This window comes from Streptomyces sp. SAS_281, from assembly GCF_052542855.1.
The window spans coordinates 87,114-104,101 of sequence record NZ_JBMNDO010000004.1 but is presented as its reverse complement, the minus strand read 5'-3'; the positions used below and the strand labels follow the sequence as shown (position 1 = coordinate 104,101).

At 70.0% G+C, this 16,988-nt stretch carries 16 protein-coding genes; 6 read left to right on the top strand and 10 right to left on the bottom strand.

Annotated elements, in window-relative coordinates; all coding sequences use genetic code 11:
• Positions 1–264: 264 nt before the first annotated feature.
• The 5 genes from ACN6LM_RS03280 to ACN6LM_RS03260 all read left to right on the top strand — a co-directional run bounded on the left by ACN6LM_RS03280 (position 265) and on the right by ACN6LM_RS03260 (position 4,811).
• On the top strand, positions 265–1,275 hold the full coding sequence (locus ACN6LM_RS03280) for an ABC transporter ATP-binding protein (RefSeq protein ID WP_445063737.1): 1,011 nt from the start codon (positions 265–267) through the stop codon (positions 1,273–1,275).
• Positions 1,265–2,173: an ABC transporter permease gene (locus tag ACN6LM_RS03275; RefSeq protein ID WP_425813138.1), complete on the top strand. Its 909-nt coding sequence runs from the start codon at positions 1,265–1,267 to the stop codon at positions 2,171–2,173. The genes ACN6LM_RS03280 and ACN6LM_RS03275 overlap by 11 nt, the downstream gene beginning before the upstream one ends.
• Positions 2,170–3,081 (top strand): ABC transporter ATP-binding protein, encoded by a 912-nt coding sequence (locus ACN6LM_RS03270; RefSeq protein ID WP_445063736.1) that lies wholly within the window; start codon positions 2,170–2,172, stop codon positions 3,079–3,081. Before ACN6LM_RS03275 ends, ACN6LM_RS03270 begins: the two co-directional genes overlap by 4 nt.
• Positions 3,082–3,104: 23 nt before the next feature.
• Positions 3,105–3,824, top strand: a complete 720-nt coding sequence (locus tag ACN6LM_RS03265) for an ABC transporter permease (protein ID WP_445063735.1) — start codon at positions 3,105–3,107, stop codon at positions 3,822–3,824.
• 294 nt (positions 3,825–4,118) lie between these two features.
• Positions 4,119–4,811, top strand: a complete 693-nt coding sequence (locus tag ACN6LM_RS03260; protein ID WP_445063734.1) for a hypothetical protein — start codon at positions 4,119–4,121, stop codon at positions 4,809–4,811.
• 80 nt (positions 4,812–4,891) lie between these two features.
• Here the strand turns inward: ACN6LM_RS03260 and ACN6LM_RS03255 are convergent, their stop codons facing one another.
• From ACN6LM_RS03255 to ACN6LM_RS03215, 9 genes are all read right to left on the bottom strand, one after another.
• Positions 4,892–5,698 (bottom strand): HAD family hydrolase, encoded by an 807-nt coding sequence (locus ACN6LM_RS03255; RefSeq protein ID WP_445063733.1) that lies wholly within the window; start codon positions 5,696–5,698, stop codon positions 4,892–4,894.
• Positions 5,695–6,984: a serine--tRNA ligase gene (serS, locus tag ACN6LM_RS03250; RefSeq protein WP_445063732.1), complete on the bottom strand. Its 1,290-nt coding sequence runs from the start codon at positions 6,982–6,984 to the stop codon at positions 5,695–5,697. The genes ACN6LM_RS03255 and serS overlap by 4 nt, the downstream gene beginning before the upstream one ends.
• Before the next feature lie 516 nt (positions 6,985–7,500).
• Positions 7,501–8,436 (bottom strand): prephenate dehydratase, encoded by a 936-nt coding sequence (gene pheA, locus ACN6LM_RS03245; protein ID WP_445063731.1) that lies wholly within the window; start codon positions 8,434–8,436, stop codon positions 7,501–7,503.
• A gap of 61 nt (positions 8,437–8,497) precedes the next feature.
• Positions 8,498–9,784, bottom strand: a complete 1,287-nt coding sequence (efeB, locus tag ACN6LM_RS03240) for an iron uptake transporter deferrochelatase/peroxidase subunit (RefSeq protein ID WP_445063730.1) — start codon at positions 9,782–9,784, stop codon at positions 8,498–8,500.
• Between the two features lie 8 nt (positions 9,785–9,792).
• On the bottom strand, positions 9,793–11,727 hold the full coding sequence (locus tag ACN6LM_RS03235; RefSeq protein ID WP_445063729.1) for a copper resistance CopC/CopD family protein: 1,935 nt from the start codon (positions 11,725–11,727) through the stop codon (positions 9,793–9,795).
• A gap of 14 nt (positions 11,728–11,741) precedes the next feature.
• Positions 11,742–12,191, bottom strand: a complete 450-nt coding sequence (locus ACN6LM_RS03230) for a copper chaperone PCu(A)C (protein ID WP_445063728.1) — start codon at positions 12,189–12,191, stop codon at positions 11,742–11,744.
• Positions 12,188–12,841, bottom strand: a complete 654-nt coding sequence (locus tag ACN6LM_RS03225) for an SCO family protein (protein ID WP_445063727.1) — start codon at positions 12,839–12,841, stop codon at positions 12,188–12,190. The genes ACN6LM_RS03230 and ACN6LM_RS03225 overlap by 4 nt, the downstream gene beginning before the upstream one ends.
• 69 nt (positions 12,842–12,910) lie before the next feature.
• The gene (locus ACN6LM_RS03220) at positions 12,911–13,642 is read right to left on the bottom strand and encodes a YcnI family copper-binding membrane protein (RefSeq protein WP_445063726.1); all 732 of its coding nucleotides are present in this window, start codon (positions 13,640–13,642) and stop codon (positions 12,911–12,913) included.
• 139 nt (positions 13,643–13,781) lie between these two features.
• Positions 13,782–14,597, bottom strand: coding sequence for a hypothetical protein (locus ACN6LM_RS03215; RefSeq protein WP_445063725.1), 816 nt, complete (start codon positions 14,595–14,597; stop codon positions 13,782–13,784).
• 267 nt (positions 14,598–14,864) lie between these two features.
• Between ACN6LM_RS03215 and ACN6LM_RS03210 the strand changes: the two genes are divergently transcribed.
• On the top strand, positions 14,865–15,410 hold the full coding sequence (locus ACN6LM_RS03210) for an ATP-binding protein (RefSeq protein ID WP_445063724.1): 546 nt from the start codon (positions 14,865–14,867) through the stop codon (positions 15,408–15,410).
• A 36-nt stretch (positions 15,411–15,446) separates the two neighbouring features.
• Here ACN6LM_RS03210 and ACN6LM_RS03205 read toward each other — a convergent pair whose 3' ends face one another.
• A complete protein-coding gene (locus ACN6LM_RS03205) occupies positions 15,447–16,907 on the bottom strand; it encodes an aminopeptidase P family protein (protein WP_445063723.1) in 1,461 nt (486 codons plus the stop codon).
• Positions 16,908–16,988: the final 81 nt, after the last annotated feature.

The window sequence follows — 16,988 nt, the reverse complement described above, 5'->3', positions numbered from 1 at the left end:
GAAGCCATGCCACCGTCCGTTCGCTGCTGTGTGCGGTACGTGCTCGTAACGTGACACTGATGAATGTGACAATGGCCGACGGCTACGTCAAGGGGGAGAAGCGGCCTGTGGACAACTCTCCGTGCAGGCCGTGACCGCTTGTGTGAGGGGGTTGCCGTGGTCCTCAGTGAGGTCCCCTTACGGGTTCCCTACAACTCGAGTCTGACGCCGATCCAGCCGTCAGGTCTGACGACTGCTGTGGTCCGCGCCACTACCGTCGTATCCGTGAATGTCATCGCTGCCGAAGGTCTGAGTAAACGGTTCCCCCGGGTGACCGCGCTTGACCGGCTCACCCTGGACATCGGCCCGGGTGTGACCGGGCTGGTGGGCGCCAACGGGGCCGGCAAGTCCACGCTGATCAAGATCCTGCTGGGTCTGTCCCCCGCGACCGAGGGCAGGGCCGCCGTGCTCGGGCTCGACGTCTCGACCAGCGGTCCTGCCATCCGCGAGCGGGTCGGCTACATGCCGGAGCACGACTGCCTGCCGCCCGACGTCTCGGCCACCGAGTTCGTCGTCCACATGGCGCGCATGTCCGGTCTGCCACCGACCGCCGCCCGTGAACGCACGGCGGACACCCTGCGCCATGTCGGCCTGTACGAGGAGCGCTACCGCCCCATCGGCGGTTACTCGACGGGCATGAAACAGCGGGTGAAGCTGGCCCAGGCGCTGGTTCACGACCCCCAGCTGGTCCTGCTCGACGAGCCGACCAACGGGCTCGACCCGGTGGGGCGCGACGAGATGCTCGCCCTGATCCGCCGGATCTACAGCGACTTCGGCATCTCGGTCCTGGTCACTTCGCACCTGCTCGGCGAGCTGGAGCGCACCTGCGACCATGTCGTCGTCGTCGACGGCGGGAAGCTGCTGCGTTCCAGCTCCACCAGTGACTTCACGCAGACCACGACGACCCTTGCGGTCGAGGTCACCGACAGCGACACCCATCCGGACGGAACGGGCGCCCTGCGCCGTTCCCTCACCGAGGCGGGCGTCAAACTCGTCGGTCTCGACGGACTGGACACCCAGGGGCTGCCCGGTGCCGGTCACATCCTGCTGGTCGAGGCGACCGGCGAGGAGACGTACGACCTCGTGCGCGACAGCGTCGCGGGGCTCGGACTCGGCCTCGTACGGATGGAACAGCGCCGTCATCACATCGCCGAGGTGTTCCGCAGCGAGGAACGGCCCGCGGCCGTGCCGGCCGGAGCCGTACTGCAGAAGGGGGGCGGACACGATGAGCACTGAGACCGGCGCCGCGACCGGGAACGAGACCTCCCGGATCCACAACATCGGCTACCGCGCCTACGACGGCCCGCGGCTCGGGCGCGCGTACGCCCGCCGCTCGCTGTACTCGCAGACCCTGCGCGGCTCCTTCGGGCTCGGCCGGTCGGCCAAGTCCAAGGTGCTGCCCATGCTGCTGTTCGGCGTGATGTGCATGGTGGCGGCGATCATCGTGGCCGTCGCCATCGCCACCCCGGGGACGACGAAGCTCCCCATCAAGTACACGTCGTTCGCGATCTACCTCCAGCCCGTCATCAGCCTGTTCATCGCCGCGCAGGCACCGCAGGCGGTCTCCAGGGACCTGCGGTTCAAGACCGTGCCGCTGTACTTCTCGCGGCCGATCGAGCACGGGGACTACGTCCTCGCCAAGTTCGCCGCGATGGCCTCCGCGGTCTTCGTGCTGACCGGGGCGCCGGTCGTGATCCTCTACATCGGCGCGCTGCTGGGGAAGTTCGACTTCGGCGACCAGACCGAGTGGTTCGCCCAGGGGATGGTTTCCGTGCTTCTGCTCTCCGTGCTGTTCGCCGGACTCGGCCTTGTGATGGCCGCGCTGACCCCGCGCCGCGGCTTCGGCGTGGCGGCCGTCATCGCGCTGCTGATGATCACCTACGGGGCGGTCTCGACCGTCCAGGGGATCGCCTGGTCGACAGGTTCGGAGGGGGCGGTGCCGTGGCTGGGGCTGTTCTCCCCGCTCACGCTGGTCGACGGGGTGCAGACCGCGTTCCTCGGGGCGAGTTCGGCCTTCCCCGGCGGCAACGGCCCGGGCGCCGGGACGGGCGTCGTCTACCTGCTCGTTGTTCTCGCGCTCGTCGCCGGCTCGTACGCCGTACTGATGCGCCGCTACCGGAAGGTCGGGCTGTGACCACCATCGAGATCGATCACACCTCCCGCTGGTTCGGCAACGTGGTCGCCGTCAACGACGTCAGCATGACCGTGGGACCCGGAGTCACCGGTCTGCTGGGCCCCAACGGGGCGGGCAAGTCGACGCTGATCAACATGATGGCCGGGTTTCTCGCGCCGTCCACGGGCACGGTCACGCTGGACGGGAAGGCGATCTGGCGCAACGAGGCCGTGTACCGGGAGATCGGCATCGTCCCGGAGCGGGAGGCGATGTACGACTTCCTGACCGGCCGCGAGTTCGTGGTGGCCAACGCCGAACTGCACGGACTGGGCGCGGCCGAAGCGGCTGCGGCACTGGCCACGGTCGAGATGGAGTACGCGCAGGACCGCAAGATCGCGACGTACAGCAAGGGCATGCGCCAGCGCGTGAAGATGGCGTCCGCGCTGGTCCACAACCCGTCCGTGCTGCTGCTGGACGAGCCGTTCAACGGGATGGACCCGCGCCAGCGGATGCAGCTGATGGACCTGCTGCGGCGGATGGGCGCGGAAGGCCGGACGGTCCTCTTCTCCTCGCACATCCTCGAAGAGGTCGAACAGCTCGCCTCGCACATCGAGGTCGTCGTCGCGGGCCGGCACGCGGCGTCCGGTGACTTCCGCCGCATCCGCCGGCTGATGACGGACCGCCCGCACCGCTATCTCGTACGGTCGAGCGACGACCGGGCCCTGGCCGCCGCGCTCATCGCCGATCCGTCGACAGCGGGGATCGAAGTGGACCTGAGCGAGAACGCTTTGCGTATCCAGGCGATCGATTTTGCCCGCTTCACGGCGCTGTTGCCCAAGGTCGCACGTGAGCAGGGCATTCGTCTGCTGACCGTTTCACCGTCCGACGAGTCCCTCGAATCGGTCTTTTCCTATCTCGTAGCGGCCTGAGGCCGACAAGGAGCTGTGACGTCATGTACGACCCCACAGTCGCCCGGCTCACCTACCGGGCGCTGCTCGGCCGGCGCCGGGCCGCCATCCTCTTCGTGCTGCCCGCACTGCTGATCGTCATCGCGGTGGCGGTGCGGATGTTCGCGGGGGCCGACGACCAGGTGGCCTCGGACGTCCTGGGCGGATTCGCCATCGCCACCATGGTGCCGTTGATCGGCGTGATCGCCGGCACGGGCGCCATCGGGCCGGAGATCGATGACGGCTCGATCGTCTACCTGCTGTCCAAGCCGGTGAGCCGGCCGACGATCATCCTCACCAAGCTGATCGTCGCGATCGCGGTGACCATGGTCTTCTCGGCGGTGCCGACGATGATCGCGGGCCTGATCCTCAACGGCAACGGCCAGCAGATCGCGGTGGCCTACACCATCGCCGCACTGGTCGCCTCGATCGCCTACAGCGCGCTGTTCCTGCTGCTGGGCACGGTCAGCCGGCACGCGGTCGTGCTGGGTCTCGTCTACGCGCTGGTGTGGGAGGCCCTGTTCGGCAGCCTGGTGCCGGGCGCGCGCACGCTCAGCGTGCAGCAGTGGGCGCTCGCGCTGGCGGAGAAGACCGGTGGCAACGGTGCGATCACCTCGGACGTGGGTCTGCCGCTCGCCACGGTCCTGCTCGCCGTGGTCACCGTCGCGGCGACCTGGTACGCGGGGCAGAAGCTGCGCACGCTGAAGCTGGCCGGCGAGGAGTGAGCGGACGGCCGTCCGACATGTGACAACCCCCGGTCGATGGCCGGGGGTTGTCACATGTCGGACAGTCTTACGCGTAACTGTACTTTTATCGACGCGTTGTCCACGGTGCGTGGAGGCAACTGGAATCCGTGGCGTCGTAGCGTTCGTGAAAAGTGCAGATGGCCGATGCGGCGGGGGGAGCCCCCTCGTCGGTCGGTTCCCCGAGTGAGTGGCTACCGTGAGCGTCCTCCGCCCCTGAAGCCCGGGGAGAGGGCTGTCCGATTCCGCGAAGCTTTCATGAACGGAAGGCAGCTCATGCCGACGGAAGTCGCTCTGCTTGAATCGCGCGCGTTGCGCGTCGAGCAAATGGGGCGTGTCGACGCCCTGGACAAGGTGAAGTGCCTTGTCATGCTCCCGGACGGGATTCACGTTCGCACAGAAGGTGTGGCTCGTTACTTCGAAGTATCCACAAGGGCGGTCAGGAGGCTGACCGACAGGCATCAGACCGAGCTGTCCGAGAACGGGATGCGTGTACTGCGCGGCTCTGACCTGCGAGACTTCCATAGCGACATGCTGTCGCTATGGGGTGGCCAGCAGGAGGAAAGTTATCCACAGGCGGTCACTCAGCTCCGCCTCTACACCCGCCGGACCGTGCTCAACGTCGCCATGCTCCTTCGCGACAGCGACGTCGCCCGATGCGTGCGTACGTATCTGCTCGACGCCGAGCAGGACCTGCGCGCGGGGTACGCATCGCTCGAACACCGCGTCACCCGGGTCGAAAGCCACCTGGCCGGCGTGGGCACCGCGCTCCAGGAGCTGGGCCCGGTCCTCAGCCGGATGTCGCACCGGCTGGACAGCCTCGACCGGAGACTGGAGGCCACCCACCAGGTCGTCGGTGCCATGAGCGCGCGGCTCAGCGGGGTCTCGGAGGACGTCGGCCGGCTCGACGGCCGTATGGACGCCCTGGCGCGCAGTCTGAAGGAACTGAACCGCCACAACAAGCGCTGATCCGGCCCGGACAGGCGTGGAAAAGGCCCAGGGACCGAGGCCGTGCCCCGGTCCCTGGGCCCCTCGAAGAGGGCGACCGCCTACGACTCCCGCAGCAGTCGCTCCAGCACCACCGCGATCCCGTCGTCCTCGTTCGACGTGGTCGTCTCCTGAGCGACGGCCTTCAGATCGGCGTGGGCGTTGGCCATGGCCACGCCGTGCCGGGCCCAGGCGAACATCGGGATGTCGTTGGGCATGTCACCGAAGGCGATCGTGTCCGCGGCCTTCACGCCCAGCCGGCGGGCGGCGAGCGAGAGGCCGGTGGCCTTGCTCAGTCCCAGCGGCAGGATCTCCACGACCCCCGGACCCGCCATGACCACGTCCACCAGATTCCCGACCGCGGCCCGCGCGGCCTCGGCCAGTGCGTCGTCGTCCAGATCCGGGTGCTGTATGTACACCTTGTTCAGCGGCGCGGCCCACATCTCGGCCGGGTCCTGGACGAATACGGCCGGCCGCGGCCCCTCCTGCACCCGGTAGCCCGGCCCGACCAGCACCTCGCCGTCGAGCCCGTCGCGGCTCGCGGCCAGCGCCAGCGGACCGACCTCCGCCTCGACCTTGGAGAGGGCGAGCCCGGCGAGCTGCCGGTCCAGGGTGAGCGACGTGAGCAGCCTGCGCTCACCCGCGTGGTAGACCTGGGCCCCCTGCGCGCAGACGGCCAGCCCTTCGTAGCCGAGGTCGTCCAGGATGTGCCGGGTCCACGGGACGGCGCGGCCGGTGACGACGATGTGCGCCGCGCCGGCGTCGGCGGCGGCCTTCAGGGCGTCGCGTGTCCGCGCGGAGACGGTCTCGTCGTCGCGCAGGAGGGTGCCGTCGAGGTCGGTCGCGACGAGCTTGTAGGGGAAGGTCACTTGGCGACCGGCTCCAGAATCTCGCGCCCGCCCAGGTAGGGGCGGAGCATCTCGGGCACCCGCACCGAGCCGTCGGCCAGCTGGTGGTTCTCCAGGATCGCCACGATGGTGCGGGGGACGGCGCAGAGCGTGCCGTTCAGCGTGGCCAGCGGTCGCATGGTCTTCTTGCCGTCGCGGTTGTCCCGCATCCGGACCGAGAGCCTTCGTGCCTGGAACTCGCCGCAGTTGGACGCCGACGTGAGCTCGCGATACTTGCCCTGGGTCGGGATCCACGCCTCGCAGTCGTACTTCCTGGTGGCCGAGGCTCCCAGGTCGCCGCTGGCCACATCGATGACCTGGAAGGGCAGTTCGAGGCCGGTGAGCCACTGCTTCTCCCAGTCCAGGAGGCGCAGGTGCTCGGCCTCCGCCTCCGCCGGATCGACGTACGAGAACATCTCGACCTTGGTGAACTGGTGCACCCGGAAGATGCCGCGGGTGTCCTTGCCGTACGTGCCCGCCTCGCGGCGGTAGCAGGAGGAGTAGCCGGCGTAACGCAGCGGCAGTTTCTCCGCGTCGATGATCTCGTCCATGTGGTACGCGGCGAGCGGTACCTCGGAGGTGCCGACCAGATACTGGTCGTCCTTGTCCAGGTGGTAGACGTCCTCCGCCGCCTGGCCGAGGAAGCCGGTGCCCTCCATGGCGCGGGGGCGGACCAGGGTCGGGGTCAGCATCGGGGTGAAACCGGCCTCGGTGGCCTGGGCGATCGCCGCGTTGACGAGGGCGAGCTCCAGCAGCGCGCCGACACCCGTCAGGTAGTAGAAGCGCGAGCCGGACACCTTGGCGCCGCGCTCCATGTCGATCGCGCCGAGCGCCTCGCCGAGCTCCAAGTGGTCCTTGGGCTCGAATCCCTCGGCGCCGAAGTCGCGGATCGTCCCGTGCGTCTCCAGGACGACGAAGTCCTCCTCGCCGCCGACCGGCACGTCCGGGTGGACGATGTTGCCGAGCCGCAGAAGCAGGTTCCTGGTCTCCGCGTCGGCCTCGTCCTGGGCGGCGCCGGCCGCCTTGACGTCGGCCTTGAGCTGCTCGGCGCGGGTCAGGAGTTCGGTGCGCTCTTCGGGCGAAGCCTTGGGGATGAGTTTGCCGAGCGACTTCTGCTCGGAACGGAGTTCATCGAAAGCGGTCCCGGACGACCTGCGCCGTTCGTCGGCGGAGAGCAGGGCATCGACGAGTGCGACGTCCTCTCCCCGGTTGCGCTGGGAGGCGCGAACACGGTCGGGGTCCTCACGAATCAGGCGAAGGTCAATCACTCCTCCAGGCTACCGGTGTCCGCTTCGCCCACTTGAACCGATAGGAACAAGCGTGGCGCTTTGCCCGAATTGCCGGTATTCGGCATTGTGGAGCGAGTGGGTCACGAGGCTTGTGTGCTGGGGCAGTTGGGCAGGGCTTTTCCACAGGAGTGGCCGACTCGTCAAAGTTATCCACAGGCTGTGGGGGAAGTCTGTGGATGCGGAAGAGGTCATTCTGAGGGGCTGGTGAAAACGCGTGGATTCAAGGTTCAAACCCGTTTCACGCGCTCGTTCGGGTGGGAATTGCTAGCCCTAAAGAGTTGATCAACGGAATTGGGCTGACACGGGGCGAACAGGTGCCCTGTGGATGGATGTGAGCGCCCCGTGTCGGTTTGTCGACCATGTCGGATTGCGGTGTCGACTTGTCCCCAGGTGGGATCTCTCACCTGTGGATAACTTTTCCCGGCGCGGACAATCCTCTGATCTCACCGGCTCTGTGGACAGGCGGTGGCCCGGGACCGGGGGCCCCGGGCTCGGTCAGGCCCGCCCGTCCTGGCTGCGTGCCAGCCAGTCGGACGCCTCGGTGAACTCCGCGTCGGACGTTCCCGCGCGCAGTGGACGTACATCCTCCGGAGACACACCGGCCCGCGGGTAGGAGCCGAGGAAGCGCACATTCGGGCAGATGCGCTTGAGCCCCATCAGGGCCTCGCCGACCCGGCGGTCGGAGATATGGCCCTCCGCGTCCACCGCGAAGCAGTAGTTGCCGATGCCGGCCCCGGTCGGCCGAGACTGGATCAGCATCAGGTTCACCCCGCGCACCGCGAACTCCTGGAGCAGTTCGAGCAGGGCGCCGGGGTGGTCGTCGCCCAGCCAGATCACCACGGAGGTCTTGTCCGCGCCGGTCGGCGCGGAGGGCCGGGCCGGACGCCCCACGAGCACGAAGCGGGTCTGCGCGTTCTCCGCGTCGTGGATCTCGGTCACCAGCGGTTCGAGCCCGTACCTCTCCGCCGCGAACTCCCCCGCGAAGGCCGCGTCGTAGCGGCCCTCCTGCACGAGCCGCGCGCCGTCCGCGTTGGACGCCGCCGACTCCCATACCGCCTGCGGGAGATGGGCGGCCATCCAGTTGCGCACCTGCGGCTGCGCGGCCGGGTGAGCGGTGACCGTCTTGATGTCGGACAGCTCGGTGCCGGGTCGTACGAGCAGCGCGAAGGTGATGGAGAGCAGCACCTCGCGGTAGATCATCAGCGGCTCGCCGCTGGTGAGCTGGTCGAGGGTGGTGGTGATGCCGCCTTCGACGGAGTTCTCGATCGGTACCAGTGCCGCAGCGGCCGTTCCGTTGCGCACCGCGTCCAGAGCCGCCGGTACGGAGACCATCGGGACGAGTTCGCGGGTGGCGGCTTCCGGGAGCGTACGGAGGGCGACCTCGGTGAAGGTGCCTTCGGGGCCGAGATAGGCGTAGCGCGTGGCGGACATACCGTCACCCTAATGCGCGGGCAGGGCGCGGCAGGCCCGGACGGGCGGCCCTGCCACGGGCTCAGGACTCCAGAAGCCGCTGCCCCACGTACTCACCGGGCGCCGCCCCGCCCGGCACCGCGTACAGCCCGCTCGCCTCGTGGCGGATGAAGGGGGAGAGCGCGTCCCCCCGGTCCAGCTTGCGCTGCACCGGGACGAAGCCGCGCAGCGGGTCGGCCTGCCAGCAGATGAACAGCAGCCCGGCGTCCGGGGTGCCGTCCGGGGCGATCCCGTCGTGGTACGAGAACGGCCGGCGCAGCATCGCCGCCCCGCTGTTGCGTTCGGGCGACGAGATCCGGGCGTGCGCGTTGTCCGGGATCAGGAGCTTGCCGTCCGGGCCCGCCTTGTCGAGGTCCATCGCGGTGGTCTCGGTGCCGCCGCTGAGGGGCGCGCCGTCCGCTTTGCGGCGGCCGATGACCCGCTCCTGGCGCTCCACCGGAAGGTTCTCCCAGTCGTCCAGGAGCATCCGGATGCGCCGGACCACCGCGTAGGAGCCGCCCGCGAGCCAGTCGTACGCCGGGTCCTGGCCGCCGGGGACGAACAGGCGCTTGTCGAAATCGTCGTCCGTGGGCTTCGGGTTGCCCGTGCCGTCGACCTGGCCCATCAGGTTGCGGGCCGTCATCGGCTTGGCGGTGGCGCCCGGTGTGCGGTTGAAGCCGTTCATCTGCCAGCGCACGGTGGCCGTCGAGGCGGCCTCCTTCTGGACGGCCCGCAGTGCGTGGAAGGCGACGAGGGCGTCGTCGGCGCCGATCTGGACCCACAGGTCTCCATGGGACCTGTGGGCGTCGAGGTGGTCGGAGGAGAACGGGGGAAGCGGGTCGAGCCCCGGCGGGCGGTGCGCGGTGAGGCCCGTGCGTTCGAAGAAGGTCGCGCCGAAGCCGAAGGTGACGGTGAGCGAGGACGGGCCCGCGTCCAGCGCGACACCGGTGTCGTGTCCGGGGCCGTCCGCCGCGCCCGCGACGGGTTCGCCGGCCATCAGCCGCCGCGCCAGCGCGGACCACCGGCGCATCAGAGCGGCGGCCTGCTTCCGCCCGGCTCCCGGGGCGAGGTCGAAGGCGATCAGATGGCCGGCTGCCTGAAGCGGAGTGGTGATCCCCGGTTGATGTTTCCCGTGAAACATCACCTCGGTGGAGCCGACCGTGGTCAGCGCGGCCGGTGCCTCGTCACGGGTCAAGGCGTAGCCGGTGGCGCCGCCGGCCGCCCCGAGGACCAGTCCGGTCGCCCCGGCGGCGCCTGCGGTGCCGAGAAGCCGCCGCCGGGAAAGGGCATGGGTGTTGCTGCTGTCGCTGTTCGTGCTTTTTCCGCTCACGGTCCTGCTCAGCCGATCTTCACGTTCTTGTCGACCGTCGTCTGGTCGATGTCGGAGGTCCGTACCGTCACCGCGACCTTCCAGTCGCCCGCGATCGGGAGCTGGAGGCCGGTGGCGGTCCAGTGGCCCTCGGTCAGCCGGACCGGGACGGCCGGCAGGGGACCGATGTCCTTGGACTCCAGGGTGAAGGCGATCTTCACCTCGGGGACGTCCATGGGCTTCTTGTCGGGGTCCTCGATCCACAGGTGGATCACGTTCGCGCCGGTGCGGCCGGGGTCGATGTCCACCCGTACCGTGCCCTTGCCGTTCGTCCCGCCCGTGTCGAAGGGGAGCGCGAGGTTGACGGGACCGCTGTCCACGGGCCCGGCCGCCGCCGACGTGGCGCGTGCCGCCTCTTCCTGCGTACGGCCCGGCTCGGTCGACGTGAGGACCGTGGTCACCGCCAGCAGGGCCACGGCGACGCCGACCTCGGCCAGCACGGAGCGGCGCAGTCCGGAGCGGCCGGGGTCGGCGTCGCGTATCCGCCTCTTCTCGGCAGTGGCCACGGCGGCCCGCTGCCGGGCGAGCTGAGCGGCCCGGGCGGGGTCCCCGGCGGTCTCCGCCTCGGCTTCCGGTTCGGCCTCGGGCTCTTCGTCGGCTTCGGGCGCCACCGCGGCCGGGGCATCGCCGCTCCCCGCGAGCCTCCCCGTCCACCGGCGCGACATCGACGCGATGCCCACCAGGACGGCGACGAGCCCCACCTTGACCAGCAGCAGCTGTCCGTAACCCGTGCCGGTCAGCGCCGACCACGTGCCGACCTGCCGCCACGACTGGTAGACCCCCGTGGCGACGAGGACGACCACGCTGACGAAGGCGATCGTGGAGAAACGGCGGACGGCGGCCGAGGGCAGGTCGGGCGTGCGGTACAGCGCGGTCAGCAGGGCCACGAGCCCGCCGAGCCAGGCGGCGACGGCCAGCAGGTGGAGCACGTCCACGGGCATGGCGACGCCGGGCTGGATACCGGTCGACGCGTGCTCGGCGAGCGCCCAGGTGCCGGCGATACCGGCGGCGATGACCGCGCCGCCGATGGCGAGGCCGAAGGTGAGGTCCCTCTTCTCGCGCGGGTCCTCGCGCTTGGCGTACGTGCCGAACAGCACGGCGACGAACAGCGCGCCGGCGCCGAGCAGCAGGAGCCGGGACACCAGAGCGGCACCGGGCTTGGTGTCGAGGACCGCCTTGAGGCCGTCGAGGTCGAGGACGTCCCCCAGCTTCCCGGAGCCGGTGTACGAGCTGCGCAGGAGCAGCATCGCGATGGTCGCCGCGGTGAGCGTCATCCAGCCGCGTACGACCAGACGTTGCAGCGGTCGCGCACCCGCCCCGCGCCGCCAGCAGGCCAGGACGAAGGCGGCGCCGCCCGCGAGCACGATGAACCCGGCGTACGCGGCGTAGCGCGCGATGTCGTAGAGCGCGCCGACGAGCCCGCCGCCGGCCTCGCTGTCGGGGAGGGCGACGGTCGTCTCGGAGGGGGCCCCGATGGAGAAGGTGAAGGCGCCGGAGACCGGGTGGCTGTCGGCGGAGACCGCCTGCCAGGCCACGGTGTACGTGCCGTCGCCGAGGCCGCCGCGCAGGGCGACGCCGTACTTCACGGTGGACCCGCTGTGCAGGTCGCGTGGGGCGGCCCCGGTGTCGGCGCGCTTGCCCGAGGGGTCCAGGACGCGGATGGAGTCCGCGCCCAGGGCGACCTGTTCGGAGAAGGTGAGGGTGACCTCCGCGGGTGCCGTGGCGACCACCGCCCCGTCCTGCGGATCGCTCCCGGTGAGGGCTGCGTGGGCCGACGCGGGAGCCGCTACGGCCAGCAGCAGACCGAGCACCGCGCCGAGCAGCGCGGTGAGCAGGCCGGTCGCGGCGAGCGGCCGGCGCAGGGCGGACGGGGGCGGCCCGAAGTGCGGGGCGGTGGCTGTCATGGCGTGTCAGTCCCTCACTGCTTCTTCGGGTTGTGGGTGGTCTCCTTCACGGGAAGGTCGACCTCGATCGCGCCGGCCTTCTCGAAGTGCAGTTCCACGGACACCTTCTGGCCCTGCTTGGGCTGCTTCTTGAGCTTCATGAACATGATGTGGCTGCCACCACGTTCGAGATCCAGCTCACCGCCCGCGGGCACGTCGAAGGACGTCACCTTCCGCATGACCTGGTTCTTCGTCTCGTGGATCGTGACGTCGTCCGAGAGCGGGCTGGTGACCGAGGTGAGGCGGTCGTCGCCGGTGCCGTTGTTCTGCACGACGAGGAAGCCGGCCGCCATGTCGTTGACGGGCTGCGGCATGAACCCGCCGACGACCTTCAGTTCCGGCTTGTCCGAGGAGGACGAGCACCCCGCCAGCGTCAGGCCCGCGGTCACGGCCAGAACGGCGGCGAGGGTGGTGCGGTGGTTCACGGGTTCTCCCCCTTGACGATCTTGGGGAGGTCCTTGGTGTAGTCGTCGGGCGTGGTGTCCTCGCTGTACAGCACGTAGCCCTTGTCCGTCTTCGGGGAGAAGGCGATGACCTGTGAGCCGTGCATCGAGACGACCGTGCCGTCCTTCTCCTTCTTCGGCGCGGAGATGCCGATGCCGATCTGCCGGGCGCCCGCCTGGATGGCCGGGAAGTCGCCGGTGAGACCGATGAAGGAGGGATCCTGCGCCTTGAGCCAGCTGCCGAGGGAGGCCGGGGTGTCGCGTTCCGGGTCGGTGGTGACGAAGACGACCCGGAGGTCCTCCTGGTCGGCCTTGGGCAGGGACTTCTTGGCGATGGCGATGTTGCTCATGATGAGCGGGCAGACGTCGGGGCAGTTGGTGTAGCCGAAGTAGATGAGCGTCGGCTTGCCCTTGGTCTCCTTGCGCAGGTCGTACTTCTTGCCGTGCGTGTCGGTCAGGACGAGGTCCGGCTTGGTGAACGGCTGGTCGAGCACCGTCGCGGCCTGCGTCTTCGTCTGCATCGACACGTCGGCGACGGGCTTCTTGCTGTCGTTGTCACTGCCGCCGCAGGCGGACAGGGCGAGCGCGGCCGCGACGACGAGCGTCGCGGCCGGTACGAACTTCTTAACCATGGAGCACTGTTCCTGAGGGGTCGGTGGAGCGGGTGGGGGCCAGGAAGCGCCTGGCCCCCGTGTGGACTGTCAGGCCGTACGACGACGCCCGGCCAGGACGCCGAAGGCCACGCCGGCGACACCGATGACGATGCCGACGATGCCGAGCACCCGGGCGGTGTTGTCGGAGGAGGACGACGAGGCGGCGGTGGTCTCGCCGCTCTTCTCGGCGGAGCCGGCGGAGGAGTCCGAGGACTTCGAGTCCGCGCCGGCCGCCCCGTGCGCGTCATCGGCCGGGGCCGTGAGCTTGAGGACGGGGGCGGGGGTCTCCGGCTCCTCGGCGCCTTCCTTGGGCTCCTCGATCCAGCGGACGACCTCCTTGTTGGAGTACGTCTGGACGGCCTTGAACACCAGCTGGTCGGCGTCCTCGGGGAGCTGGCCGACGGAGAGCGGGAACTGCTGGAAGCGGCCGGGCTCGATCTTGCCGCCGGTCCAGGTGACCTTGGAGACGGCCTCGTTGATCGTCTTGCCGTGCATCTGCAGCGGCTTGGCCAGCTTGCTCGTCGTCACCTCGATGTCCCAGCCGGGCACCGGCTGCGGCATGACGGACGCCAGCGGGTGGTCGGTCGGGAAGCTGACCTCCAGCTTGGTCGTCGAGGCGTTGTCGCGCTCGTTGGGGACCTTGAAGTTGATGACGGCGTAACCGCCCTTGGCGGCCTCGCCCTGCGGCTGGACGCTGACGTGGGCGGAAGCCGTGCCGGCGAGCAGCAGCACGGTGGACGCGGCGACGCCGCCGGCGAGGGCGATGCGGGAAACGTTCATGACAGGGATCACTCCACAGGGCACGAAGGGAAGGTGCTCCGGCGCACGGGTGCGCACCGGTATCGCGACGCCACTTCCGTACGGCCGCGTGCACGACCAGGCCGGAAGGGCTGGTGCGCATCGCGTGGAGGGCGTCGCGTCAGGCTGCGAGAGCGAGCACGGAGGGCGGTCCGCGCCTGATCACCAAGTGCTGCAACGGATCCCCGGCGGCCGGGCGCGGTGCGTCCACGGCGGTACGAGGGGTGCGCGGCCCGGTCGCGGGTTCGCCGGCCAGGCCGGTGCGCAGGGCGGCGACGAGACGGAACGCGTCCCGCAACGCCCGGAGCCGGGCCCCGGCCGCGACCTGCTGGGCACCGTGCGCCGACAGCCGGGCGAGCCGGAACAGAGCCACCTCGCCCCGCCTGAGCAGCCAGCCGGTGGCCAGGGCGGCCAGCAGGTGCCCGAGGAGCATGGGCAGGCTGGGAAGCGTGTGGAGGAGGCCGGCCGGGGTGGCCCATGCGGGGCCGGAGGGGGCCGCGGCCAGATGCTGGTGCGCCTGGGCGGTCACCGCGGCCGGGTCGATGCCCGCGGTGCCGACGATGTGCCGCGCGTCGGCGGCGTCCAGCTGCCGGGGCCCGGCGCCGCAGACGAGGCTCGCCGCGAACCGGATCAGCGCGTCGTCGCCGCCCGTCGCCTTGGGGGCCGTGGCGTGCGTGCCCAGTCCGAACAGGGTGTGCAGGGCGAGCTGTCCGCCGGCCAGGGCCGCCGCGATGGAGGGCAGTGAGCGTTCGCGTCCGGCGAGAGGGACGGCCACCGCGAGGACACCGAGGAAACCGGCGAGCAGCGTCCACCACGGGACGGTCGCACAGGCGGCCAGCGCATGCCCGGCCGCGGACAACGCGACGCAGACCGCGGCGAACACCGCGGCCCTCAGTAGCCGTAGACCGGCTCCGGCGCGTCCCACAGGCACAGACATGGCGGCCCCATCATCGCACCCGGGCCCCCACCCCCGTACGGCAGGTCCGGAAGGTCGCCTTCCGGGTGTATTGGGTGTGAGCAGGGGCGTTCGCACGGTTCCGGCGGCTCCCGGACCGGTTGCAAGAGGCGTACGGAACCGGGATACCTCGGTGTGGTGCGTCCGGCTATCCGCCGAATGGGCGGTATCAGAGCGCGCGCGTGCTTACGACCGCCCCGGTGCGGCAATACGTAGCGGTATGTCTAGCCGCAGCCAGGAGGCCGGAGCATGAGCATCTGGTGGTCACTCCATTTGCGGCGCGATGCTGCGAGCGTCCCGCTCGCCCGTCGGTTCCTGCTCGGCACGATGGAATCCGCGGGCGTGGACCCGGACATCTCCTTCGACCTGTCTCTCGCGCTCAGCGAAGCCTGTGCGAACGCGGTCGAGCACGGCGGGGAGCACGACGACACCTCCGACGGCGCCGGGAAGGGCCGGGAGGTCTGGGAGGATCCGTCGGCCACGGCCAGTGGCCAGTACCGGGTCACCGCGTATCTGGACGGCGAGAAGTGCCGCATCGAAGTCGCCGATTCGGGACCCGGTTTCCCCACCCGGGGCGGGCCGCACACGTCTGAGCGGCAGCCCGGGAGCGGACTGCCGGATCCGCAGTACGCGTCGTATCCGCCCGTCACCGCCGAGGAGGGACGGGGTCTGTGCCTGATCGAACAGCTCGCCGACCACGTTCACTTCGGCAACCGCCCGGGGTGCGCCGGCGCGGTCGTGAGCTTCGACAAGGTCCTGAAATGGCGGAAGGGCGCCCTGCTCATGGTGTCCTGAGCGGGACGCCCCTCCGTCCGTACGGCAGCCGGCGGATCAGCCCTTGAGCCGCGCCATCCACGCCTCGACCTCGTCGGCCTGCCGGGGCAGCTTGTCCGAGAGGTTCCGGTTGCCGTCCTCGGTGACGAGGATGTCGTCCTCGATCCGGACGCCGATGCCCCGGTACTCCTCGGGCACGGTGAGGTCGTCGGCCTGGAAGTACAGACCGGGCTCGACGGTGAGGCAGACGCCCGGCTCCAGCGTGCCGTTCACGTACGCCTCGGTCCGGGCGGCAGCGCAGTCGTGGACGTCCATGCCGAGCATGTGGCCGGTGCCGTGCAGGGTCCAGCGGCGCTGGAGGCCCAGCTCCAGGACCTTCTCGACCGTCAGGTCGCCGAGCAGGCCCCACTCGACGAGCTTCTCGGTGAGGACCCGCTGGGCGGCGTCGTGGAAGTCGCGGAAGTCGGCGCCGGGCTTGACCGCGGCGATACCCGCCTCCTGCGCCTCGTACACCGCGTCGTAGATCTTGCGCTGGAGCGGTGTGAACGTGCCGCTGATGGGCAGGGTGCGGGTCACGTCGGCCGTGTAGAGGTCGTTGGTCTCCACCCCGGCGTCCAGCAGCAGCAGCTCGCCCGAGCGCACGGCACCGTCGTTGCGCACCCAGTGCAGGGTGGTCGCGTGCGGTCCCGCGGCGCAGATCGAGCCGTACCCGATGTCGTTGCCCTCGATGCGGGCGCGCAGGAAGAACGTTCCCTCGATGTAGCGCTCGCTGGTGGCCTCGGCCTTGTCGAGGACCTTCACGACGTCCTCGAAGCCGCGTGCGGTGATGTCGCACGCCTTCTCCAGCTCGGCGATCTCGAAGGCGTCCTTCACCAGACGCGCCTCGGAGAGGTGGACGCGCAGCTCCTCGTCGCGCTCCGCGGTGACCTTGTCGGTGAGAGCGGCCTCGATGCCGGCGTCGTGACCGCGGACGTTGCGGACGGGGCCGGTGGCCTCGGCCAGCGCGGCGGGCAGCTCGCGCACGTCCTTGGCGGGGATGCCCAGCAGCTGTTCGGCCTCGGTGAGGGAGTGGCGGCGGCCGACCCACAGCTCGCCCTGGCCGTCGAGCCAGAACTCGCCGTTCTCCCGGTTCGAGCGGGGCAGCAGGTAGACGGTCGCCTCGTGGCCGTCGTCCTTCGGCTCCAGCACGAGGACGCCGTCCTGCGTCTGGTCGCCGGTGAGGTACGCGTACTCGGTGGAGGCGCGGAAGGCGTACTCGGTGTCGTTGGAACGGGTCTTCAGGCGGCCGGCGGGAATGACCAGCCGCTCGCCGGGGAAGCGTGCGGACAGCGCGGCGCGGCGGTCGGCGGTGTGACCGGCCTGGGCGATCGGCTCCAGGCCGTGCAGCTCGGTGTCGGCCCAGCCGGACTGCATGCTGGCGGCGAGCTCGTCGGACACGCCCGGGTACAGGCCGTTCTTCCGCTGCTTGACCGGCTCTGTCTCTTCGGTCTCCGGGGTCTCCGGGAACTCCTCAGACACGACTGTTCTCCTTGATACGACACTGGACCTCTTCCATCGTACGGGCGTACGGAAGGGGGCCCAGGGCCGGAAGACCTCTTA